The organism is Streptomyces sp. 150FB (genome assembly GCF_000818195.1).
GTDB lineage: Bacteria > Actinomycetota > Actinomycetes > Streptomycetales > Streptomycetaceae > Streptomyces.
Genome location: NZ_JTHL01000001.1, coordinates 5,149,935 through 5,172,148, shown reverse-complemented (window position 1 = coordinate 5,172,148; position 22,214 = coordinate 5,149,935). Strand labels below are relative to the sequence as shown.

General features: G+C 69.9%; 18 protein-coding genes. 13 read left to right on the top strand and 5 right to left on the bottom strand.

The window, feature by feature from the left end; all coding sequences use genetic code 11:
• Nucleotides 1-55 precede the first annotated feature (55 nt).
• Complete coding sequence (locus tag QR77_RS22150) at nt 56-1,873, top strand: NAD(P)/FAD-dependent oxidoreductase (protein ID WP_040023846.1); 1,818 nt, start codon at nt 56-58, stop codon at nt 1,871-1,873.
• Nucleotides 1,870-3,576 (top strand): hypothetical protein, encoded by a 1,707-nt coding sequence (locus tag QR77_RS22145; RefSeq protein ID WP_236710767.1) that lies wholly within the window; start codon nt 1,870-1,872, stop codon nt 3,574-3,576. The genes QR77_RS22150 and QR77_RS22145 overlap by 4 nt, the downstream gene beginning before the upstream one ends.
• Here QR77_RS22145 and QR77_RS22140 read toward each other — a convergent pair.
• Complete coding sequence (locus QR77_RS22140) at nt 3,573-4,172, bottom strand: TetR/AcrR family transcriptional regulator (RefSeq protein ID WP_040023845.1); 600 nt, start codon at nt 4,170-4,172, stop codon at nt 3,573-3,575. The two genes, QR77_RS22145 and QR77_RS22140, sit on opposite strands and share 4 nt — an antisense overlap.
• A 111-nt stretch (nt 4,173-4,283) precedes the next feature.
• Here QR77_RS22140 and QR77_RS22135 point away from each other — a divergent pair, with 111 nt between their 5' ends.
• Both QR77_RS22135 and QR77_RS22130 read left to right on the top strand, forming a co-directional pair.
• Nucleotides 4,284-5,105 carry an NAD(P)H-binding protein gene (locus tag QR77_RS22135; RefSeq protein WP_040023844.1) on the top strand — a complete coding sequence of 274 codons (822 nt, stop codon included), beginning with the start codon at nt 4,284-4,286 and terminating at the stop codon, nt 5,103-5,105.
• Nucleotides 5,106-5,154: 49 nt separating this feature from the next.
• Nucleotides 5,155-6,027, top strand: a complete 873-nt coding sequence (locus QR77_RS22130) for a haloalkane dehalogenase (RefSeq protein ID WP_040023843.1) — start codon at nt 5,155-5,157, stop codon at nt 6,025-6,027.
• Nucleotides 6,028-6,097: 70 nt separating this feature from the next.
• On the opposite strand, the gene QR77_RS22125 is transcribed toward QR77_RS22130, so the two are convergent.
• Complete coding sequence (locus QR77_RS22125; protein WP_040023842.1) at nt 6,098-7,258, bottom strand: hypothetical protein; 1,161 nt, start codon at nt 7,256-7,258, stop codon at nt 6,098-6,100.
• Nucleotides 7,259-7,542: 284 nt separating this feature from the next.
• Between QR77_RS22125 and QR77_RS22120 the strand changes: the two genes are divergently transcribed.
• On the top strand, nt 7,543-8,445 hold the full coding sequence (locus QR77_RS22120) for a TIGR03619 family F420-dependent LLM class oxidoreductase (RefSeq protein WP_040023838.1): 903 nt from the start codon (nt 7,543-7,545) through the stop codon (nt 8,443-8,445).
• A 72-nt stretch (nt 8,446-8,517) separates the two neighbouring features.
• Here QR77_RS22120 and QR77_RS22115 read toward each other — a convergent pair whose 3' ends face one another.
• Complete coding sequence (locus QR77_RS22115; protein ID WP_052489682.1) at nt 8,518-9,519, bottom strand: SDR family NAD(P)-dependent oxidoreductase; 1,002 nt, start codon at nt 9,517-9,519, stop codon at nt 8,518-8,520.
• A 153-nt stretch (nt 9,520-9,672) separates the two neighbouring features.
• Between QR77_RS22115 and QR77_RS22110 the strand changes: the two genes are divergently transcribed.
• Nucleotides 9,673-10,569, top strand: a complete 897-nt coding sequence (locus QR77_RS22110) for a helix-turn-helix transcriptional regulator (protein ID WP_107068967.1) — start codon at nt 9,673-9,675, stop codon at nt 10,567-10,569.
• Here the strand turns inward: QR77_RS22110 and QR77_RS43895 are convergent.
• Nucleotides 10,506-12,716: a SpoIIE family protein phosphatase gene (locus QR77_RS43895; protein ID WP_236710766.1), complete on the bottom strand. Its 2,211-nt coding sequence runs from the start codon at nt 12,714-12,716 to the stop codon at nt 10,506-10,508. The genes QR77_RS22110 and QR77_RS43895 overlap by 64 nt on opposite strands.
• Nucleotides 12,717-12,839: 123 nt before the next feature.
• On the opposite strand from QR77_RS43895, the gene QR77_RS22100 reads away from it, so the two are divergent.
• The 7 genes from QR77_RS22100 (at nt 12,840) to QR77_RS22070 (ending at nt 19,156) form a co-directional block, all read left to right on the top strand.
• Nucleotides 12,840-13,334: a MarR family winged helix-turn-helix transcriptional regulator gene (locus QR77_RS22100; RefSeq protein WP_052488966.1), complete on the top strand. Its 495-nt coding sequence runs from the start codon at nt 12,840-12,842 to the stop codon at nt 13,332-13,334.
• 384 nt (nt 13,335-13,718) lie between these two features.
• Entirely contained in the window at nt 13,719-14,453 is a 735-nt protein-coding gene (locus tag QR77_RS22095) for an SDR family oxidoreductase (protein WP_040023836.1), read from the top strand.
• A gap of 158 nt (nt 14,454-14,611) precedes the next feature.
• The gene (locus QR77_RS22090) at nt 14,612-15,826 is read left to right on the top strand and encodes an MFS transporter (protein ID WP_040023834.1); all 1,215 of its coding nucleotides are present in this window, start codon (nt 14,612-14,614) and stop codon (nt 15,824-15,826) included.
• Between the two features lie 93 nt (nt 15,827-15,919).
• Nucleotides 15,920-16,771: an alpha/beta hydrolase gene (locus QR77_RS22085; protein ID WP_040023832.1), complete on the top strand. Its 852-nt coding sequence runs from the start codon at nt 15,920-15,922 to the stop codon at nt 16,769-16,771.
• A 53-nt stretch (nt 16,772-16,824) separates the two neighbouring features.
• A complete protein-coding gene (locus QR77_RS22080) occupies nt 16,825-17,292 on the top strand; it encodes a MarR family transcriptional regulator (protein WP_040023831.1) in 468 nt (155 codons plus the stop codon).
• Nucleotides 17,293-17,342: 50 nt separating this feature from the next.
• Nucleotides 17,343-18,269 carry an alpha/beta hydrolase gene (locus tag QR77_RS22075; protein ID WP_040023829.1) on the top strand — a complete coding sequence of 309 codons (927 nt, stop codon included), beginning with the start codon at nt 17,343-17,345 and terminating at the stop codon, nt 18,267-18,269.
• A gap of 134 nt (nt 18,270-18,403) precedes the next feature.
• Nucleotides 18,404-19,156, top strand: a complete 753-nt coding sequence (locus QR77_RS22070; RefSeq protein ID WP_040023828.1) for a VOC family protein — start codon at nt 18,404-18,406, stop codon at nt 19,154-19,156.
• A gap of 296 nt (nt 19,157-19,452) precedes the next feature.
• On the opposite strand, the gene QR77_RS22065 is transcribed toward QR77_RS22070, so the two are convergent.
• Nucleotides 19,453-22,212 carry an alkaline phosphatase family protein gene (locus QR77_RS22065; protein ID WP_040023827.1) on the bottom strand — a complete coding sequence of 920 codons (2,760 nt, stop codon included), beginning with the start codon at nt 22,210-22,212 and terminating at the stop codon, nt 19,453-19,455.
• Nucleotides 22,213-22,214 lie beyond the last annotated feature (2 nt).

The window sequence follows — 22,214 nt, the reverse complement described above, 5'->3', positions numbered from 1 at the left end:
ATCGCTCCCGAACTCGGCCCGGCCGAGACCCACTTCGGAGAGGACAAGGACACCTATGTCCGCCCCCCACGCTTCATCGCCCATCCCTGCCGGCTCCCTCGACATGGACGCTCTCCGCGCCCGCTACCGCGCCGAGCGCGAACGCCGGATCCGCCCGGAGGGCAGCGGGCAGTACCAGCGCGCCGAGGGGGAGTTCGGCTACTACGCCGACGACCCCTACGCGGAACGCACGGCGGACCGCGAGCCGTTGGAGGACCGGGTCGAAGTCGTCGTCATCGGCGGCGGGTTCGGCGGTCTGCTCGCCGGGGCGCGTCTGCGCGAGGCCGGCGTCGAGTCGATCCGCATGGTCGACAAGGGCAGCGACTTCGGCGGGACCTGGTACTGGAACCGGTACCCGGGAATCCACTGCGACATCGAGTCGTACATCTACATGCCCCTGCTGGAGGAGGTCGGTTACCTCCCGAAGTGGAAGTACGCGCCCGGCGAGGAGATACGGCAGCACGCCCGCGCGATCGGACGCCACTTCGACCTCTACCGCGACACCTGCTTCCAGACCCAGGTGACCGAACTCCGCTGGGACGACGCGGCGTTGGAGTGGCTGGTCAGCACGGATCGCGGAGACCGCATGCGGGCGCGCCATGTGGTCATCTCCAGCGGTTCGCTCAGCCAGGCGAAGCTCCCGGGCATCCCCGGCATCGAGACCTTCGGCGGCCATACGTTCCACACCAGCCGCTGGGACTACGACTACACCGGCGGCAGCGCGGACGGGAAGCTGAGCAAGCTCGCAGACAAGCGGGTCGCGCTCATCGGCACCGGCGCGACGTCGATCCAGTGTGTTCCGCACCTCGGCGCCGATGCCGAGCACCTCTACGTGTTCCAGCGCACCCCTTCCTCGGTCGACGTGCGCGACAACCACCCCACGGATCCCGCGCTGGCCGAATCGCTGACCCCCGGCTGGCAGCGGCGCCGCCGGGACAACTTCCTCGCGCTGGTCACCGGCGGCCAGGAGGACGAGGACCTGGTGTCCGACGGCTGGACGAGCAGCGCCCGGCTCCAGCAGAAGCTGATCCCGACCCAGGCGTACGCGGAGATCCCGGACGAGGAGCGCGAACGCCTTTACGAGCTGGCCGACTTCCAGAAGATGGAAGAGATCCGGTCCCGGGTGGAGACGGTCGTCGAAGACCCCGCGACGGCCGAGCTGCTCAAGCCCTGGTACCGGTACATGTGCAAGCGGCCGACGTTCAGCGACTCGTACCTCCAGACCTTCAACCGGCCCAACGTGACGCTCGTCGACACGGCCGACAGCCACGGTGTGGAGCGGATCACCGAGGACTCCGTCGTGGTCGGCGGCGTCGAATACCCCGTCGACTGCATCATCTTCGCGACCGGTTTCGAGGTCGGCGCCTCGGGGCTGCTGTCCGGACGGCTCCCGGTGTACGGCAGGGACGGCGTCAGCCTCCTGGGCGAGGCGTGGCGCGCCGGTCCGAAGACGCTGCACGGCTTCTACAGCCACGGCTTCCCGAACCTCTTCCAGCTCGGCCCGCTCCAGAACGCCAGCGCCGTCAACTACGTACACATCCTGGACGAACAGGCGGTCCATGTCGCCGAGGTCGTCCGGGAGGCGCGCAAGCGCGAGGCGCGCTACGTCGAGCCGACCGAGGAGGCCCAAGCCGGCTGGGTCGCCACGATCAGCGAGAACGCGCCGGACCTGTACGCGTTCCACGCCGAATGCACCCCCGGCTACTACAACAACGAGGGCAAGCCCAGGGAGCGCGGCCAGCGGTACGGCGACGGCCCGATCGCCTTCCACGCGCTGCTCCAACGCTGGCGCGAGGAAGGCGGCATGGACGATGTCGTGGTCGGTGCCGAGTGACGGGCGACGCGAACCGCCCCGGTGCTAACCGTCTCGGTACGAACCGCTCCGGCACGAACCGCCTCAGCGCGAACCGCTTCGGTACGAGCGACGCCGATCAGCCCACCACGAGCGCCCGTTGGTCGGCGCGCAGGCTCAACAGCCCCAACCCGCTGTGGGGTTCGAACGGCGTGTCCTTCGGACCCGACGGGCGGCTGTACGCGGCCCAGTTCCTGGCCGGACAGATCAGCGCCGTCGACACCGCCACCGGCGAGGTCGAGGTGGTGGTGCCGATGGACGGCCCCGTGCAGTCGCCGGACGACCTCGCCTTCGGCGCGGACGGCTCGATGTACATCGCCGACCTGGTCCCCGGCCGGGTCTGGCGCCGGAGTCCCGACGGCGCCTACACCCTGATCTCCGAGGAGGTGAAGGTACCCAACGGGATCACCTGCGTCGGCGACCGGCTCTTCGTCAACGAGATGAAGATGAACGGACGTCTGCTGGAGCTGTTCCCCGACGGCCGGGACCCGTTGGTGCTGACCGAGGGGCTGGCGCTCGGCAACGCGATGCAGGTCGGCCCGGACGGCTGCCTGTACTACCCCCACATGATGACCGGCCAGGTCTGGCGGATACCGGTCAACGGCGGCGCCCCTGAGCTGGTCGCCGAGGACGTGCACGAACCGGTCGCGGTCCGCTTCGACCAGGGCGGCGTGCTGCTGGTCCTGTCGCGCGGGGTGGCCGGTGTGGTGACCCGTATCGACCTGCACGGCAGCGGCTCCCGCACGCTTGTGACCAGCGGCGTCGCCGGTCTGGACAACGCGGCGTTCGACGCGGAGAACCGGATGTTCGTCTCCAGCTACGCGAGCGGCGGGGTGACGGAGATGGCGCCCGACGGCCGGACCCGCGAGATCGTGCGCGGCGGCCTCGTCGGCCCCTTCGGGGTGACGATCGACCTCGGCGGCACGGTGCACCTGGCCGACCACTACCGTCTCGCGCATCCGGAACCCACTGCGGCGGACGGGACGGCCGAGAGCGGCCAGGGCGGTGTGACCACGCACGATCTGCTCACCTTCTGCCACGGCATCACCGCCGACAACGGGCTGCTGCACCTCACCTCGCAGTACGGCGACGTGCGCACGTACGACCCCGAGCGCAGGACCAGCCAGGTGCGCGCCATCGGGCTCGACCAACCGCTGGGCATCGCAGCGCGAGCCGACGGCACACTCGTCGTCGCGGAGGCGGGCGGCGGCCGGGTGCTGGCCATCGACGCGGCGGACGACACCGTGACCGAGCTGGCCGCAGGGCTCCAGCACCCGGTGGACGTCGTCCTCGACGCCGAGCAGCGCTGCTACGTCAGCGACGACCGGCTCGGTGCGGTGCTCCGTATCGACGACGGCCGAACGACGGTCGTGGCAGCGGGACTTGGCGCGCCACAAGGTCTCACGCTCGTGAACGACGAGCTGTTCACCGTGGACACCGAAGGGCGCAGGCTGCTGGCGATCTCCCTCACCACGGGAGTGATCAGGACCGAGGCGGAGAACCTGGCGGTCGGACCACCACCAGGTACGAAGCCCCGCACCGAACCAGCCCTGTTCACCCACGGCATGCCCGGCTCACCCCGCCCGTACGCGGGCCTCACGGCGGCCCCGGACGGCTCGCTGCTCCTGTCGGCCAACGGAGAGGGAACGGTACTGCGGCTGACGCCCGTCCCGGTCGCCGGCTAATCCTGGGCCAGGGCGTCGAGTTCGCGGATGAGGCGGGCCCCTTCGCGGGTCATGATCTCCGGGTCGCGCAGGGCGCTGGAGAGCAACGACATGCCCTGGTACGCGCCGATGAACGTCAGCGCGAGGTCGTCCGCGTCCGTCAGGCCCAGTTGGCGGTACTGCTGCCGTACCCAGTCCAGCAGGTGCCGGATGACCTGGCCCACCGCGAGGTCGAGGCCGCCTTCGGCCCGTTTGTCGAGCTCGACCGCGAGGGTGCCGGTGGGGCAGCCGTAACGGGCCGTCGTGTCGCGCTGACCGATCCACGCGCCGATCAGCCCTTTGAGGCGCTCGCGCGGGTCGGGGAGCTGGTCCAGTCGCGCGGTGAGGGCGTCCAGTTGCTTGGTGTGTTCGGCGAGGGCGGCTTCGACCAACTCGTCCTTGGTCTTGAAGTAGTAGTAGACGTTGCCCACCGGGACGTCGGCGGCCCGCGCGATGTCGGCGATGGTGGTGCGCTCCACGCCCTGTTCGTGCAGGACCTGGGCGGTGGCTGTCACCAGACGCCGCCGCTTGGCGGTGGCGTCCGTCCGGGGGCGCCGGAGTTTCTTTGAGTCAGTCACCCGACTAACTATAGCGACCGACCCGTGCTCGAACCGTGCTAGGTTCTCGTCCATCAAGTGAGTCAGCCAACTGACTTATGGCTGAGTCCTGTCCATGGGGGAGAGATCGACATGATCGTTGTGACGGGTGCGACCGGGAACGTCGGACGGGCGCTGGTACGGATACTGACCGACGCACACGTACCGGTGACGGCCCTGGCCCGGCACATCACCGAGGCCGAAGTGCCGCCGGGCGTACGGGCGGTGGCCGCCGACCTGGCCGAACCGGCCGGTCTGCGTACCGCGTTCGAGGGAGCGACGGCCCTGTTCCTGCTGGTGGCGGGCGAGGACCCGGGCTCCATCCTCGACGTGGCGAAGGCCGCCGGCATCCGCGAGGTGGTGCTGCTGTCCTCGCAGGGCGCGGGCACCCGCCCCGACGCGTACCGGCACCCGCTGCTGTTCGAGGCGGCGGTGCGGGGCTCCGGGCTCGACTGGACGGTGCTGCGGTCGGGCGGCATGAGCAGCAATGCCTTCGCCTGGGCGGAGTCGATCCGCGCGGGGCGGGAGGTGGCGGCGCCCTTCGGGGACGTCGGCCTGCCGTTCGTGGACCCCGAGGATGTGGCGGCGGTGGCGGCCGAGGTCCTGCGCGCGGACACCCATCACGGGGCTGTGTACACCCTGACGGGTCCGGCACCGATCAGCCCGCGCGAGCGGGCGGCGGCCATCGGGGCCGTACTGGGCGAACCGGTGCGCTTCACCGAGCAGACCCGTGAAGAGGCCTATCAACTGATGGCGCGGTTCATGCCGTTGCCCGTGGTCGAGGGCACCCTGTCCATCCTGGGCGCACCGACCGAGGACGAGCAGCGGGTCAGCCCGGACGTACAACGCGTGCTGGGCCGGGCGCCGTACACCTTTGCCGCCTGGGCGGCCCGAAACGCAGCAGCCTTCCGATGAGCCGGCCGCCTCGTGCTCCGGGACCTCGCGCTCCGGGAAGGGACTGACCATGCCCCAACAGCGGATCCTCGATTCGGCCATGTACCACCGGGAGTCCGGCACCCGGGCCCCCGTCGTCTTCCTGCACGGCAACCCGACCTCCTCGTACCTGTGGCGCGACGTCATGCCGGCGATGGGCCCCGGACGGCTGCTGGCGCCCGACCTCATCGGCATGGGCCTGTCCGGCAAACCCGGGATCGCCTACACCTTCGCCGACCACGCCCGCTATCTCGACGCCTGGTTCGACGCCCTCCGCCTCCAGGACGTGATCCTGGTCGGGCACGACTGGGGCGGCGCGCTGGCCTTCGACTGGGCGGCCCGCCACCCGCGCCGGGTCCGTGGCATCGCGTTCACCGAGACCATCGTCAAGCCGATGACCTGGGAGGAGTTCCCCGAAGGCGGCCGACAGCTCTTCCGGGCGATCAAGACGGACGGCGTCGGGGAGGCCATGATCCTGGACGACAACGCCTTCATCGAGCAGGGTCTGCCCGGCTCCTGCGCCACGCCTCTCTCCCCGCGCGACCTCGATGTCTACCGCGAGCCGTACCCGACGCGGGAGAGCAGACTGCCGCTGCTGCGGTGGCCCCGCTCGATGCCGCTGGGCGGCGAGCCCGCCGACGTGGTGGCCAGGATCGAGGCGTACGACCGGTGGCTGAAGGCCGATACGGGCGTGCCCAAGCTGCTCCTGACGTTCGCGCCCGGGCCGGGGACGATGATGCACGAGGGCATCATCGACTGGTGTGCGGCGAACATCGCCGACCTGGAGATCGAACGCTTCGAGGCGGTCGCCGGACACCACACACCGGAGGACCAGCCCTTGTTGATCGCCCGGGCCCTGTCAGCCTGGGTGGACCGACTGCGCGGCCAGGCCGACCGCGGCTGACCGATGCGGGGTCACCGGCTGACGGGCCGGTGGCTGACGGGCCGGTGGCTGACGGGCCGCCGGTCGTCCGTCAGCTCCTGGGCATCGGGCTGCCGGTCGCCGCCAGCACGAACTGTGCGTAGGAGTCGGCGTTCATCAGCGCCCGGCGGCCCATGGCGTACCAGTTCGCCTGCTTCTTGGGGTGCGCCGCCTCGCTCTGGCCCGAGTACGTCTTGGAGTCGCGGGCGGTGCGCCTGCCGAGCATCTCGCTCTCCCGTGCCGCCGCGTCGGCCGGGGGCAGGAGCGGCGCCAGGCCGGCGTGGGCGCGGTCCTCGGTGATCTCGTGCGAGTGCGGGCTGTACTGGTAGTCCAGCGTTCCGGCGAAGCGGTGGGTGGCCTCGTGGATGATGGTCCAGGCCTCCTCGCCCTTCTTCGTCAGGTGGATCGGGCCGGAGCGCCCGGTGTCCGTGGACGGAAGCTTCTCGCTGCGCAGGTGATTGGGGTTCTTCACGCGGGTGGCGAGGTCGCCCACGCTGGGCTTGACCCAGCCGGCCACATCCGGGCCGGGTGACGCGTCCTGCCCGACGAGGGCGATCTCCGCGCCCTGTGCGTTCAGGCCCTTCTGCACGCGTTCCAGCACCTCGGTGATCCGTGGTACGAGTTCGCCGATCTGCTGGGGCTGCGCGGTCTGGAAGGCGGGGAACCCGGACTTGAGAGCCGCCAGCACCGGTCCGGTCGGAGTGTCGCGCGCCGCCCGCAGCATGGCTATCGCCGCTGCCATCTTCTGCTTGGCCTCGACCACCGCGTGGCGGGTCCCGGTCTCGCGTTTCGGGTACTCCTGGTCGGGGATGGTCCCCTTCTTGGAGAACTTGATGTTTCCGCTGCTGTGGTGGTGGCTCGTGTCCTCGTCGAACTTGTCGCCGTGGTGGGCCTTCTTCGTGTCGACCCCCAGGTCCTTCGAGCTCTTGGACTGGCCGTTCTCGTCGAACCACTGACCCGAGTCCTGCCCGAGGCCGTTGTTCGTCTTCGTGCTCGCGTTGAACGTCCAGACGGCGCGCTGGATCACCGGTTCAGCCGGGGCGCGGTCCTGCCGCTCCTGCCGCTCCCGCTGAACGGCCTTGGCCACAGCGGCGTTCCCCACGGTGCGCTGGAGCGTGAGGAGCCGGTCCGCGGTGGTGCCCCGCACCGACGACGGGCGGGCCCGCGTCTTCTCACCTGCCCGGGCGGCGGTACGGGTTTGCTGCGCGCGCACGATACTCCCTCTGCTCCCCATGCTTTGGCGGCCCACTCTATTCCGGCCCGACAGGGCACCGGGAGGTCGGGAGGGGCAGACCTCCAGGTGGCCGGGGGCAGACCGGCGCCGACACGCGGCTCAACACCCCACTCCGCGAGAAACGTTGAAGCTTAAAGTGGCGTGGCGTGCTGTGTTCGCGCGTTCGCGTTGGTGCGTTCGCGCGGACCAGTGACGTACGAGTGTTGTGACGTAAGGCTGTTGTGAGTACGGCAACGGTCCCAGTCGTTGTGAAGGGAAAACGCATGAAGGTCGGATTCAGCCTGCCGCAGTTCAACAAGCAGGCCTTCGAGGTGGCGCGCACCGCCGAGTTCGCGCGCGAGATAGAGCGGGCGGGCGGCGCCAGTCTGTGGGTCGGGGACCGCAATCTCGCCGCCGTCCACCCCAAAATCGGTTACGGCGGCCAGGGAAACACCATCCCCGCCGAACTGAACCCGTCAGCCGACCCGTTCGTCCTCCTGGGCATAGCGGCGAGCGCCACCGAGCATGTGCTGCTGGGCTCCCACATCCTCGTGGCCCCGCTCTATCCCCCGGTTCAGCTCGCCAGGTCGCTGACGACCATCGACCTGATCAGCGGAGGCCGGCTGCTGCCGGGGTTCGGGATCGGCTGGTCGCCGGAGGAGTACGAGGCGGCCGGCCTGGACTTCGCGACTCGCGGCGCCCGGATGAACGAACTGCTCGACGCGCTGGACGCCATCTGGACCACGGATCCCGCGTCGTACGAGGGCAAGCACCTGTCGGTGCCCGCCCACCACTCGCCCCTCAAGCCGGCGCGTAAGCCGCGTCCGCCGGTCTACCTGGGCGCGCTCTCCGAGCGGGCCCTGCGGAGGGTGGCGGAGCGGGGAGACGGCTGGCTGCCGCTGGGTGTCGTGCCGAGTTGGCTGGACATCGACGGTCTCATCCAACAGCGGGCGGTCATCGACCAGTTGGCGCGTGAGGCCGGGCGCGAACCGGCGGCGATCGACACCGTGCTGCGCGTCAACATGGATCCCGGAGCGACGTCGGAGCAGGTGGCCACGGCCATCAAGACGGTTCAGGAGCGCACGGGGATCGACCACGTGATGGTCGACAGCATGTACGAGGACAAAAGCGTCGACCAGGCTCTTCGCCGCGCCACGGACATCCTCGCCCTCGTCAACAAGGGCTGACAGCAGGCCCGGAGCACCCGCCCCGCCACTCGCCCCGCCGCTCGCGTCCCGGGCGTCCCGGGCGTCACCGCCTCACCTCGCGAGCATCCCGGCGGAGACGTCCCACAACCTGGCCGCGTCCTGCGGGTCGAGGGCGTGCGGGGCGACCATCGCCGGTTCCAGGGAGTCGGCCGCGGCCTCCGCGTCGTACGGAAACGCCTCTTCGCAGTTCTGGAAGTAGCGGCCGCCCACGCCGTCGAGCAGAGGTGAGGCGGCGAGCAGCACCGACGTGGCGGCCCCCTGCTCGGGGGTGCGCCACGGGTAGGTGTCGAACACCTTCCTGACCTCGTCGGTCATCGCGTCTTCCGACTGGTGGCGCTGAAGTTTGGTGTGGATGCCGCCCGGCATGCAGGCGTTGGCGACGATGCCGTCCTCGGCCCACCGCTCGGTCGCCTCGACGGCGAACAGGACATTCGCCGACTTCGACTGGCCGTAGGCGAGCCAGGGGTCGTACGCGCGCCTCTCGAAGTGGATGTCGTCGAAGACGATCCCCGACCGGAGGTGCGCGTTGGAACTGACCGCGACGACACGTGCTCCGCCCGCGGCGGCCAGAGCGGTGTGCAGGCCGCGGGCAAGACCGAAGTGCCCGAGGTGGTTCGCGGCGAACTGGTACTCCCAGCCCTCGGGTGTACGGCGCAGCTCCGGCAGCGCCATCACCCCGGCGTTGTTCACGAGCATGTGCAGCGGGCCGTGCCAGTCGGAGGCGAACGCCGCGACGGACGCGGTGTCGGTCAGCTCCAGCGGCGCCACGGACACACGCGCGTTGCCGGTCCTGGCGGTGATCTCGGCGGCCACCCGCTGACCGGCCGCCGGATCGCGTACGGCGAGAGTGACCGCCGCCCCGGCGGCGGCCAGGGCCCGCGCTGTCTCCGCGCCGATACCGGAGGCGCCGCCGGTGACCACGGCGCGCTTGCCGGAGAGGTCGACGCCCGCGAGGACGTCGTCGGCGGTGGACTCGCGGGTGAAGGGGGTGGTGAAGCGTTCGGACAAGCGATCTGTGAAGCGATCTGTGAAGCGGGAATTACTGGCGGTCATCACGGTCCTGTTCTCATCGACGTCGCCGACCTGTCGGGCAGGCGGGCGGTCCATGGCAGTCTCCGGCCGCCGGACGAGCGCAGCCAGATCCCCGCTGTCACTGGTAGTGGCAGGGACAGGATGGCGCGGCCGTGAACGTTTACGGTTGATGACATGCGCCGGACCAACAAACTGGGGGAATACCTACGCGCCAGGCGGGACCTGATCCAACCCGAGGACGTCGGTCTCACACGCGGTGACCGTCGGCGCGTGCCCGGGCTGCGCCGCGAGGAAGTCGCCCATCTGGCCGGTATCTCCGCCCAGTACTACCTGCGCCTGGAGCAGGGCCGCGACCAACACCCCTCCGACCAGGTGCTGGAGGCGCTCGCCCGCGTGCTGATGCTGGACGCGGACGCCTCCGCGTATCTGCGACGGCTCGCGGGGCCCGTACGCCGCCCGGCGCCCCGGCGACGTGAAGAACCGGTTGCTCCGGGCCTGGCCCGCCTGGTCATGTCACGTACCGACCTGCCCGCGCTGGTACTGGACGGCCATCAGGACGTCCTGCTCGCCAACCCGCTCGCCACCGCCCTGTCGCCCAGCCACACGCCAGGGGTGAACGCCGTACGCGCCGCCTTCCTCGACCCCGAGGTCCGAAACCTGTACCGGGACGACTGGGAGGGCATCGTGGCGGGATCGGTCGCCGCGCTGCGCGCCCTGGCGGGTCCGGAGACGGAGGATCCGTATCTGGCGGAACTGGTCGGCGAGTTGTCGGTGCGAAGCGAACACTTCCGCCGCCTGTGGTCGCTGCACGACGCCCGGCCCCGGCTCAGCGGTTCGGCGGTCCTGCACCATCCGCTGGTGGGCCCGATGGAGCTGAGTTACGAGAAACTCGCGGTCATCGGGACGGAGGACCAGGTCCTCGTCCTCTTCCACGCGGCACCCGGCAGCGCGGCGGAGGAGTCCCTCACCCTGCTGTCGCACCCGACCGATTCCGGCCTCGCGACACGTCAGCCCGCAGTGCGGCCGTCCGTACTCCCCGCACTCCCCGCGCTCCCCGCTCCCACCGACTGAACCTTCCCCGCCATGTCGCGCCGCACCAGCAGCAGCGCGATGTCGTCACTGCTGCGCGGCACCACCGTCTCCTCCGCGCGTTTGACGATCCTGTCGGCGAGCATGTCCAGCGGCTCGTCCTGCGCCTCGGCGAGCTGGTCGGCCAGCAGGTCGATGGAGAGCCCGAGGTCGGTGCCGGGCCGCTCCACGAGACCGTCCGTGTAGAGGGCCAGCAGGGCGCCGGGCGGCAGGGGCGCCTCGACCGTCTCGAAGCAGGCCTCCTCCTGCACGCCGAGAAGCAGCCCGGGCGGCAGGTCGAGCACTTCGGTACGGCCCGAGGGGTGGCGCAGGATCGGTGGCGGGTGGCCGGCGGAGGTCAGCGCGACGCTATGCCCGGGTACGTCGATGCAGGCGTAGAGGCAACTGCAGAAGAGGGAGGTGTTCAGCTCCAGGAGCAACTGGTTGGTGCGCGCGAGGACCTGCTCGGGCGGCGCACCCGTCCTGGCGTGGCTGTGCACGGTCGTACGGATCTGGCCCATCAGGGCGGCGGCCTGGACGTTGTGCCCCTGGACGTCGCCGATCACCGCCGCCGCGCCGTCCGCACCGAGGTCGATCAGGTCGTAGAAATCGCCGCCCACCTCCAGGGCGTGCGTCGCCGGGCGGTAGCGTGCCGCGACCGCGAGGCCGGGCACCCGGGGCAGGCCGCGCGGCAGCAGCCCGTCCTGAAGACCGCGTGCCACCTGGGCGTTGGCGTCGTAGAGCCGGGCGCGCTCCATCGCCTGCGCGATCATCCCGGCCAGCGAGGTGAGTTCGGCGCGTTCGTCCGGGGGGAAGGGCCGCGGCTTGTCGTACCCCAGCACCAGGCAGCCGAACGTTCCGCCCGAGACCGTCAGCGGCAGAAAGGCGAAGGCTGTCATCTCCCGGTAGTGCCGATGCTGGGGAAAGGCGCGCACCAACTCGGCGTTGGTGCTGTGGAAGCCCGGGACACCGGTCTCCATGGTCCTGATGCCCTCGGTCTGGCTCGACATCGTCAGCCCGTTGAAGTACTCCGGCATCTCCGGCGGGAAACCGCGTGAGCCCACCACCCGCAGCCGCCCCTCCTCGGCGACCAGGAGCGCCAGCCCCTCGGCGCTGAGAGCGGGCCGCATCTGGTCCATGAGCGACTCGGCCACCTCGCTGACACCCGTCGCCTCGGTGAGGGCGGAGGCCAGGTGCAGCAGGTGGAAGAGGGTGCCGGCGCGGGCAGGCACGGTGGGCAGTGTGTCCTCGGCCGGTTTCTGCCGGCTGTCGGGGGCGTCCCCCGGCCTGACACGCACACTGATGCCGGTGGCGTCCGGGTAGAGCAGGAACGACAGCCATACGCCGTCCGGCCTGCGGGCGGCGAACCCGGTGGGCTGACGGCTGAAGAGCGCGGCGACAAAAGCGTTCTCGTACGCCGGATCGCTCAACCACGGGAGCGCGTCCCAGAGTTCGGCGTGCAGCAGCTCGACGCGGTCGCGGCCGAGCCACTCGACGGCCCGGTCGGTGAGGTAGGTCGCCCGGCCACGCAGGTCGAGCGCGACGAAGCCCTCGGTGAAGCGTTCCGCGAGGGCGGCGGCGGGCTCGGCGTGCCGGGCCGGAGGCGGCTCCATGACGAGCGGCTCGTCCCTCGGAAGCAGCGGCCGGCCCCGGGCGTCGGCGCGCCGCAGCGCCTCGGCCATCTCGTCGGCGGCCGTACAGATCCGCTCCTGCTCGACGGCGGACAGCCCCGGGCGGCTGCCGGGCCACATCAGCATCAGAGCGCCGCGGCTGACTCCGTCGAGCACCAGCGGGACGACGTACATGGCGACGGAGTACGGAAAGGCGAGCGCGCCACGCGGAAAGCGGCGAGCCATTTCCTGCTGGTCAGGGAGCCAAACCGGGGTCCCCGAGTGGACCGCTTCGGGCACCGGCCCCGGCGTCGCCATCGCCAGCCGGGTCCAGGGCGCCGCCAGCCTTCTGGGTGCCCCGGTCACGGTGTTCATCTGGAGCACCTGCCGCTCCGGGACCTGGAGATACATGGCCCCGATGTGAGCGCCGACGTCGTACGCGGTGCGGTCCAGGAGCTGGTCGAGGTGTGCCGCCGCCTCCGCTGCCGCGACGCCGTTCTCGTCCTCGTCCTCGCGCACGCCCTCACCTGCCTCACCCACGTCGCACTGCCCTGCTTCAACCGAATTATCCCACTTTACGGCCTCTCGTCGGAGCCGAGTGCAGGAACCTTCAATCATGAAGCGTTATGCTTTAGTGCGGTATCGAGAGAGGCAGGTCCGGCGATGGCCCAGCAGCGGAACAGTCACGCGACGGCTGACGCCCGGTCCGCTCCGGTCGCCCCCGCCAGCATGCTCAGCTTCCACATGAAGAGGGCCGAGCAGGCGATCGTGGCCCGGAAGGCGCACGGGGTGCGCGATCTCGACATCACCGAGGCGCAGTGCAAGGTGCTCGGCTACCTCACGGGCGGCGCGGCGAAGTCATGCACGCAACTGTCCAAGGAGGCGCTGGTCACCTCCCAGACCATGACCGGCATCGTGAAGAACCTTGAGGCCAAGGGACTGGTCGAACGCCACGCGTCCCCCGACCACGGCCGGGTGATGCTGGTGTCTCTCACCTCCTCCGGCGAGGAGCGGGCCGCCGCGGCCAAGAGCTTCTCCCAGCGCATCGAGCACGGACTGCGCGAAGCGCTGACCGAGGCGGACTACGCCCAGCTCGTCGGCCTGCTGGACCGCGTCGCCGACCTGGCCCCGCAGGTGGACGCCAAGGCCGAGCGCTGAGCCCAGCGCCGCCCACGTCCACGTCCACGCCCACGTCCACGTCCTGCGCCTGACATCGCGGCGCAGCCCGCACACGCGCCCAGGGACTCCGCACCCGCTCCACGCCGCGACCATCGAAGCGGCGTCAGCCGGCCTGCCTCCTTCCAGGCCATTGGAGTAGCCACCCTCAGTGAAGCCAACGTTCTCATGACAGGACACACCCATGTAGTAGGGTCCTTCAATTAGTGAGAGGTCGCCGGGCAGGCCGGGAATGCGACGAGAGCACCCGTCGTTACCGTCATCGAAACAGGAACCTTCAATAATGAAGGACACTGGATGGCTTCGGCGCGGCACCTCGTGCGACCGCCCGGGTCCACCACTCACCACGAAGAGAAGGAACGCACCATGGGTATGTCGGGACTCACGGCCCTCGTCACAGGCGGCACCGCGGGCATCGGCCGGGCCGTTGCCGTGCAACTGGCGCAGGACGGCGCCGAAGTCATCGTCCACGGCCGCGATGCCGAGCGGGGCGCCTCCGTCGTGGCCGAGATCGAAGCCGCCGGCGGCAGGGCCCGGTTCCTCGGGGCCGACCTCGCCGACGCCGACGACATCAAGCGCCTGGCCTACGAAGCAGGCGACGTCGACGTTCTCATCAACAACGCGGGCATCTACAAGTTCCTGCCCACGTCCGACATGACCGAGGACCTCTTCGACCTCCACATGAGCCTCAACACCAAGGCCCCCTACCTGCTGGTCAAGGCCCTCGCACCCGGCATGGTCCAGCGCGGCCGCGGTTCCATCGTCAACATCAGCACCCTCGCGGCCGCCGTTCCCACCAAGGGCACCGGCATGTACTCGGCCTCCAAGGCGGCCCTCGAACAGCTCACCCAGATCTGGGCTGCCGAGTACGCGGAACAGGGAGTCCGCGTGAACACCGTGTCCCCCGGCCCGACCCGTACCCCCGGCACCGACGCCATGGACGCCGTCACCCTCAAGGCCGTCGCCGACACCACCGCCATGCGCCGCATCGCCGAACCCGAGGAAGTCGCCTCAGCCGTCACCTTCCTCGCCTCCAGCCGCGCCAGCTACATCACCGGCGCACTCCTGGAGGTCGCCGGCGGCCGCCCCGCCATCGGCTGACCTGCTCCGACGCCTGGCCCGGGCGGCGCCATTCCCCCGCGCGTAAGCCCGCAGGCCCGTATGGCCGCAGACCCGCAGGCCCGGAAGCCCGTAAGCCCGCCCGCGCCAGGCACGCATCCCCAGCCCCACACCCCGCGCCAGCGTGAAAGGTCATTACCGTGCCACTGGCACTCCTCGCCCTCGCCATCAGCGCCTTCGGTATCGGCACCACCGAATTCGTCATCATGGGCCTGCTGCCGAACGTCGCCGACGACCTGCACACCAGCGTCCCGACCGCGGGCAACCTCGTCTCCGCCTACGCCCTGGGCGTCGTCGTCGGAGCGCCGCTCCTCGCCGTCATCGGCGTGCGCATGGCGCGCAAGCACCTCCTCATCCTGCTGATGGGCATCTTCGTCGCGGGCAACCTGATGTCCGCCCTGTCGCCCACCTTCGGCTGGGCGCTGGGCGGCCGGTTCGTCTCCGGACTTCCCCACGGAGCGTTCTTCGGCGCCGGCTCCGTCGTCGCCGCCCGCCTCGCGCCCAAGGGCCGCGAAGGCCGCGCCATCGCCACCGTCCTCCTCGGCCTGACGTTCGCCAACATCGTCGGCGTCCCCGCCGCCACCGTCCTGGGCCAGGATCTCGGCTGGCGCGCCACCTTCCTCGTCGTCACCGGCATCGGCGTCCTCGCCATAGCCGCCCTCGCCCTCCTCATCCCCTACGCGCCCGTCGAGCCCCAGCAGAGCCTGCGCCGCGAACTGCGCGCCCTGCGCAAGCCCCAGGTACTGCTGGGCCTGGCCACCGCCGTCTTCGGCTTCGCCGGGGTCTTCGCCCTGTACGCCTACCTCTCCTCCATCACCACCCAGGTCATGGGCCTGAGCGAGTCCTCCGTCATGTGGATCCTCGCCCTCGCCGGAGTCGGCATGACCATCGGTGTCGCCGCGGCCGGCCCCCTCACCGACCGGGCTGCCCGCCCCACCGCGTACGCCGCCCTCGGCGGCCTGGCCGCCGCCCTGGTGGTCTTCTACTTCACCGCCCACATCCTGTGGATCGCCCTGCCCATGGTCGTGGTCCTCGGCGCCGTCGGCTTCCTCATGACCGCCCCCCTGCAAACCATGGTCATCCGCGCCGCGTCCGACGCCCCCACCCTCTCCGCGGCCTCCAACCACTCCGCCTTCAACCTCGCCAACGCGGGCGGCGTCTGGCTGGCCGGAGCAGGCATCGCCGCGGGCTGGGGCTGGACCTCCACCGCACTCGTCGGAGCGGCCCTCGCCACCGTAGGCCTGGCCATCGCCCTCACCGCGGGCCGCCTCGACCACAACAACAGCCGCAAGCCCACAGGTCCGGATTCGCAGGCACGTGCCGAGCAGGATCGTGGAGTTCTTACCGAACAATGACATGGGTTGTGCACAACTAAGTTGTGTCATACCTTCATGGGAGCCGAGCACGGGGCCCCGCTTCCCCGGCAGTTACCCGAGAAGGATCACCTCATGAACGTCGCCTCGCTCAAGCACTCCCGGTCCCTGCGTCGCGGAGTGGCCGCCGGTGCGGGCGCCCTCGCACTCACCGCCGCCGGCGTCCTCACCTTCGGCATGACCGCTTCGGCCACGGACTCGCACCGGGCGGGGCCGAAGCCGACCATCGTGCTGGAGCACGGCGCTCTCGACGACGCGTCGAGCTGGAACGGCGTCATCGAGCGGCTCCAGCACGACGGTTACCCGGTCATCGCCCCCGCCGACCCGCTGCGCGGGGTGGCCGACGACTCCGCGTACCTGCGCAGCGTCATCGACCACACCAAGGGCGACGTGATCCTGGTGGGCCACTCCTACGGCGGGGAGACCATCACCCAGGCCGGAGTGGACGAGCCCAGGGTCAAGGCGCTCGTCTACGCAGCCGGCCTCATCCCCGCGGTGGGCGAGAGCGCCAACCAACTGATCGGCCAGTTCCCCGGCAGCACACTCGCCCAGAACGTGGAACCCGTGCCCTACACGCTGCCCGACGGAACCAAGGGCACCGACATCTACCTCAAGGCCGACCAGTACCACCACCAGTTCGCCGCCGACGTACCCGCGGACAAGGCCGCCCTCATGGAGGCCACCCAGCGGCCCATCAACGCCGCCGCACTCGACGAGAAGGCGACAGCCGCCGCCTGGCAGACCAAGCCCAGTTGGTCCATCATCACCGAGCAGGACCTCAACATTCCCCCGGCCGCACAGGAATTCATGGCCAAGCGCGCCCACGCGCACGTCACGCGGGTCAACTCCTCCCACGCCGTGCCCGTCTCCCACCCGGACCTCGTCGCGAAGGTGATCGAACAGGCCGCCCACGCGACCGCCGAGTGAGCCCGGTGGATCGTACTTATAAGTTGCGCGCTACTTAGTAGTACGCTTTCCGTATGTCTGAGATTTCGCCCCCCGTGCCCTCCGAGGTCGAGGCGGACCCCCTCCGCCTCGACCTGCATCTCTGCTTCGATCTGCAGAATGCCTCCCGCGCCTTCGGAGACGTGTACCGCAGAGCGCTCAAGGACACGGGGCTCACCTATCCCCAGTACCTCGTCATGATCACGTTGTGGGAGAACGGGGAACTTCCCGTCGGGCGCATTTCGCAGCTCCTCCGGCTCGATACGGGGACGCTTTCGCCGCTCCTGAAACGCATGGAAAGCGCCGGGCTCGTGACGCGCACCCGCAGCACCACGGACGAACGGTCCGTGATCGTGCGACTCACCGAGTCCGGAGAACAGTTGCGGGGCACGGCACAGCGTGTCCCCGACGAGATCCACGCCGCGGCAGGACTGTCGGAGCAGGAAGCCCTGGTCCTCCAGAAGACCCTGAGGCAACTGGCCCTCTCGCTGCTCTCCTCCTGAAGCGGAGCCGGGACGGCCTCGGGTCGACGACAAGGGAGGCGATCACCGCCATGTCCCCCGACCGCACCTCTCCCCGACGCGCCACGGTCCGGATTCCCACGGCGTCGGGTGACACGATCGAAGCGTGGGTCTACCGGCCCGAGAGCGACGTACCCCGCCCCGCCGTGGTGATGGCCCACGGCATCGGAGGCGTCAAGGCGGGAGGGCTCGAACCGTACGCCGAGCGCTTCCGCGACGAGGGCTTTGTCGCCGTCGTCCTCGACTACCGCAACGCCGGGGGTTCCGGCGGACAGCCCCGCGAATGGCTGTCGGTGGTACGCCAGCGCGAGGACTACGGCACCGTCATCGGCTGGGCGGCCGAGCAGCCGTTCGTCGACCCGCGCCGGATCATCGCCTGGGGGACCTCCTTCGCCGGGCTGCACATCCTCGAACTCGCCATGGCCGACCGGCGCTTGGCCGCGGCTATCGCCCAAGCGCCGCTCACCGACGGCCTGGCGGCGGCCCGGATGTCCGAACCCAGGGCCGGCGTCCGGCTCTTCGCACTGGCCGTCCTCGACCGCCTGGGTTCCCTGGCCGGCCGGCCGCCGATCTACGTACCCGGCCACGCGGAAACCGGCGGGCTCGCCCTCGACACCACGCGGAGCGCGACGTACGGGAAGGAGCTGCTGACCCCGAAGGACGGCACCCCCTGGAACGACCGTGTCACCGCGCGTTCGCTGCTCGGCTTCTTCTGGCGTCGGCCGGTACGACGCGCCGCGTCCGTACAGGTGCCGCTCCTGCTGATCGTGCCCGAGCAGGACGGCGTCGCACCCGTCCCCGCCGCCCTCGCTGTCGCCCGCAGAGCGCCGGGCGCCGAACTGCGGCGCAGCGCAGGTGGGCACTACGACGTGTACCAGGGCGGCGCCGCCTTCTCCGAAACCCTGCGGGCCGAGGTCGAGTTCCTCCACCGCCGGACCTCCACCACGAGAGCGGCCTGACGCCTTCTCCGTCGCCGTCCGCTTTATTTCCGTTGCGTCGCCCGATCCGGCGTCCTACTGTCCGTTCCTCATGGGCACGAGGGGCGTGCCCTGTCTGCGGCCATGGGCCGGCAGATAGGAGACGCGGTACAGCAATGACCTCTCACCTCTTCGCCCTCTGCCTCGACGCGAACGACCCGCTCCGTCTCGCACGCTTCTGGGCCGGCCTCCTGAAGTGGGAGTTGGCCGAGGATCCGCACGACGGCATCACACTCCTGCCGAGCGACGACACCGGGTTCCGGCTCCGTTTCGTCCCGACGGAAGAGGTGAAGACCGCCCAGAACCGGCTGCACTTCGATCTGACGAGCACGTCCCTCGATGACCAGCGGCAGACGGTGGCGACGACGCTCGCACTCGGCGGCCGGCACACCGACGTCGGTCAACGCCCGGAGGAGGGGCATGTGGTGCTCGCCGATCCCGAGGGCAACGAGTTCTGCGTCATCGAGCCGGGCAACAACTTCCTTGCCGAGTGCGGCTTCGTCGGAGCGCTCGCGTGCGACGGTTCGCAGGAGGTCGGGTACTTCTGGGGCAAGGCGCTGGGCTGGCCGTTGGTCTGGGACCAGGACCAGGAGACCGCGATCCGCTCACCGCACGGCGGTCCGAAGATCACGTGGGGCGGTCCGCCGCTGATGCCGAATCCGGGGAAGAACCGGCTGCGTTTCGACGTCGCCCCGCCGGTCGGCGGTGATCAGCGGGCGGAGGTCGACCGGCTCGTCTCGCTGGGGGCGACCCGAATCGACAGCGACCGGGACGAGGCAGGGCGGGACGAGGCAGGCCGAGACGACACCGGCCGGATCGCGATGGCCGATCCCGACGGCAGTGTGTTCTCTGTCCTGCCCCCGCGATAGCGACGCCGACCGGTCCGTGCGCCGCGTCAGACGCCCCGGGCTGACCCACGAAGACCCGCCGGACAGGACCTACCGCGCTCACCACGAGGGCAGCATGTCGGCCACGCACCGGACGTCTTCGCGCCACTGCCTCCTCGGTGGCGTCGAACGCTTCGGCGACACCCTGGTGCACCTGGCGCCCGACCGTACCGATCGGCGACCTGGCGGAAGCACCGGGAAGGGGAAGGGGCCCCTGCCCGGCGGTGATGCCGGACAGGGGCCCCTCCTTGAATCGGTCCTGACTCGATCCGCGTGGATCAGCCGTCGGACTCGGCCGACGGGATGTAGCCGCCGGGCACGTCCTTGGGCGCGAAGATCTTCTTCTCGCCCGGGTACGGCTTCGCCCAGTTGTGCGTCTCGTACCAGGTCAGGTGGTTCATCTGCGCCGGGTTGGCGTAGTCAGGCACTGCGTTGGGGCCGGTCAGCCGCTGCTGCGACTCCCAGGTGTCCCACTGCGAGGCCAGTGTCCGCATGTTGGCAGGGACCTTGGCCGTCGGCACGGCCGCCGCCTTGGGGTCCTGCGGCGCGGGGGTGTCCGTACCGCAGGACGGCGGGGTCGCCAGGCCGTCGGTCAGCGAGGTGCGGTTGGCCAGGGCGTTGAAAGGCGTGAGGTCCGCCTTCTTGGTGAACGCCCCGGTCATCGGGGTGGCCGCGCTGTCCTTCTGGTTCATCGGGTGGATCCCGAGGATCTGCTCGATCGTGCGAACCATGGTGATCTGCGAGTAGTAGTGGCTGTCGACGGTGCCGTGCTGGGCGTACGGGCTGATGATCTGGATCGGGGCACGGTGGCCGTCGACGTGGTCGAGGCCTGCCTGGGAGTCGTCCTCGACGACGAAGATCGCCGAGTCCTTCCAGTACTTGCTGTGCGAGATCTCGTCGACCATCTTGCCGACAGCGAGGTCGTTGTCGGCGACCTGCGCGGCCGGGCTCGCGGGGCCACCGGTGTGGTCGCTGGAGAGCCAGAACATGTTCAGGTTCGCCGGACCGTTCTTCTCGAAGTCCTGCTGCCAGATCTGCTCCCGGTAGACGTCCGGGACGCTGGTGTCGAACTTCGGGAAGGCGGGCACCGACACGCTGTTGAGCGAAGGGATCGGCGAGGACGAGACCAGGGAGTACGCGGACGGCTGCCCCGTCGCGTTCATGTTCTTGGAGTCGCAGTACAGGTTCTGCCAGCTCGAACCGGTCGGCTTGGTCAGGAACTGGTGGAACTCGCCGAAGTCGCGGACCGACTTGTCGGCCGCCTGCGCACCTGTCCAGAGGAAGCCGGACTTCTGGTGGCCGAGAGCGTCGTCCTCGGTGTCGTAGCTGCGCAGGTACTCGCCGGCCGAGGACTCGGTGTACTCGGGGTTGTCGGCCTGCATCAGCCAGTTGTGGCCCTCGGCGGAGTTCGTGCCGATGTCGTACGTGTTGTCGTACAGGCCGAACTGGTCGGCCAGCGCGTGCTGGTTGGGCGTCACGTTCTCGCCGAACTGCGTCAGCGACGGGTCGCCGTTGCCCTGCGGGATGTCGCCGAGGACCTGGTCGTAGGTCCGGTTCTCCTTGACGATCATGAAGACGTGCTTGATCGTCGAGGGGTCACCGAGCTTGACCGGTACCGGCACCGGCTTCGGGGCCTTGGACTTGGACTTGGAGTTGGCCAGCTTGACCGAGCCGTCGGTCCAGCCGTTCTGCTGAAAGACCTTGTCCGTCTGGGACTTGATGGTCTTGTCGCTGGGCAGCGTGAAACGCGTCAGGCTCGACGTCGTGTCGTGGGTGCCGTGCCCGGCCGCCGTGGTGGGGCGAAGGGCGTCGACACCACGGGTGTTGGAGACCACCACCTGGTTGCCGACGGTCGCGATCTCCGCGGGGAAGTAGTCCGTCGGGAGCAGGCCGACGTAACTGACCGGCTCCTGCGGGCTCGTGTACCGGTAGACGGCGACGGCGTTCGCGCGGCCGAGCGTCACCAGCAGGTGGCCGTCGTCGGTGAGCGTCACCGCGTCGGGCTCGTAGCCGACCGACGCCTCCGGCCACGGCTGGGTGGCGATGGTCTGCACGACCTTGTCGTTGGCCGTCTTGATGACCGACACGTCGTTGGTGGCCGTGTTGGTGACGAACACCGCGCCCTTCTTCGCGTACATCGCTGTCGGGTGCAGACCGACGGTGATGCTCGCGACAGCGGCGGCCGGCTTCTTCAGGTTGATGACGCTGACCGTGCCGGTGGTCGTGGCGCCGGTGACCGGGTCGGCGGGTACCTGGGTGTTGTACGAGTTGATCGTGGTCTCGCCGGGCCTGGCCGGACGGCCGCCCTCGTTGCTGACGTAGAGCTTGTCGCCGACCTGGACCATGCCGCGCGGGGCGTTGCCCACGGCCCAGCTCTGCTGGATGGCCCCGGTCGCCGCGTTGATGGCGATGACGCGGTTCTGGCCGTTGACCGCGGAGTACACGGTGGCGCCGTCGGCCGAGAACACGGCCGCACCGACCAGTGCGTGCTTGGGGCCGTCCGCCGGGATCGGGATGGTCACCGGGTTGGTGACACTGCCGTCCGCGTTGACGGTGAACTTGGTGTAGCCGTCGGTCCGGCCCAGCCACAACTGCTTGCCGTCGGGCGAGTACGTGGGGCCTTCCTGGCCCACGTCGTTGCCAGTGACGCGCGGCACCGACGTCGCGCCGCTGCCAACGAGTTGCTGCGTCTTCCAGGTCTTCAGGTCCACGATCGACAGCACTCCGCCGCCGTCGGTGACCGAGGCCGCGAGGTGGGTGCCGTCCGGGCTGACGGAGGACGACATGATCTTGCCGTCGTTGATGACCAGCCGGTCGCCGTACGGGGCGATGTACTGGTCGCTGGAGATGACCTGGCCCTTGGCGGTGGTCTGGCCCACCTTCTGGGTGCCGAACTGGTCCGTCTGGGCGAAGGCGGTGCCCGCGGCGGCGACGGCGACAGCGGTGACGCCTGCCGTCACCAGCGGTATACGACCGATGCGTCTGCTGAGAAGCCCTGAACGCTGCTTCTCGACACGCCTGCGGCGTGTTACCTGCATGG

Bases quoted from the DNA above. Each gene is read 5' to 3' on its own strand.
- QR77_RS22150 (WP_040023846.1), top strand. From the start codon at position 56: ATGTCCGCCCCCCACGCTTCATCGCCCATCCCTGCCGGCTCCCTCGAC.
- QR77_RS22135 (WP_040023844.1), top strand. From the start codon at position 4,284: ATGATCGTTGTGACGGGTGCGACCGGGAACGTCGGACGGGCGCTGGTA.
- QR77_RS22130 (WP_040023843.1), top strand. From the start codon at position 5,155: ATGCCCCAACAGCGGATCCTCGATTCGGCCATGTACCACCGGGAGTCC.
- QR77_RS22120 (WP_040023838.1), top strand. From the start codon at position 7,543: ATGAAGGTCGGATTCAGCCTGCCGCAGTTCAACAAGCAGGCCTTCGAG.
- QR77_RS22115 (WP_052489682.1), bottom strand. From the start codon at position 9,519: ATGACCGCCAGTAATTCCCGCTTCACAGATCGCTTCACAGATCGCTTG.
- QR77_RS22110 (WP_107068967.1), top strand. From the start codon at position 9,673: ATGCGCCGGACCAACAAACTGGGGGAATACCTACGCGCCAGGCGGGAC.
- QR77_RS22100 (WP_052488966.1), top strand. From the start codon at position 12,840: ATGGCCCAGCAGCGGAACAGTCACGCGACGGCTGACGCCCGGTCCGCT.
- QR77_RS22095 (WP_040023836.1), top strand. From the start codon at position 13,719: ATGGGTATGTCGGGACTCACGGCCCTCGTCACAGGCGGCACCGCGGGC.
- QR77_RS22085 (WP_040023832.1), top strand. From the start codon at position 15,920: ATGAACGTCGCCTCGCTCAAGCACTCCCGGTCCCTGCGTCGCGGAGTG.
- QR77_RS22080 (WP_040023831.1), top strand. From the start codon at position 16,825: ATGTCTGAGATTTCGCCCCCCGTGCCCTCCGAGGTCGAGGCGGACCCC.
- QR77_RS22075 (WP_040023829.1), top strand. From the start codon at position 17,343: ATGTCCCCCGACCGCACCTCTCCCCGACGCGCCACGGTCCGGATTCCC.
- QR77_RS22070 (WP_040023828.1), top strand. From the start codon at position 18,404: ATGACCTCTCACCTCTTCGCCCTCTGCCTCGACGCGAACGACCCGCTC.
- QR77_RS22065 (WP_040023827.1), bottom strand. From the start codon at position 22,212: ATGCAGGTAACACGCCGCAGGCGTGTCGAGAAGCAGCGTTCAGGGCTT.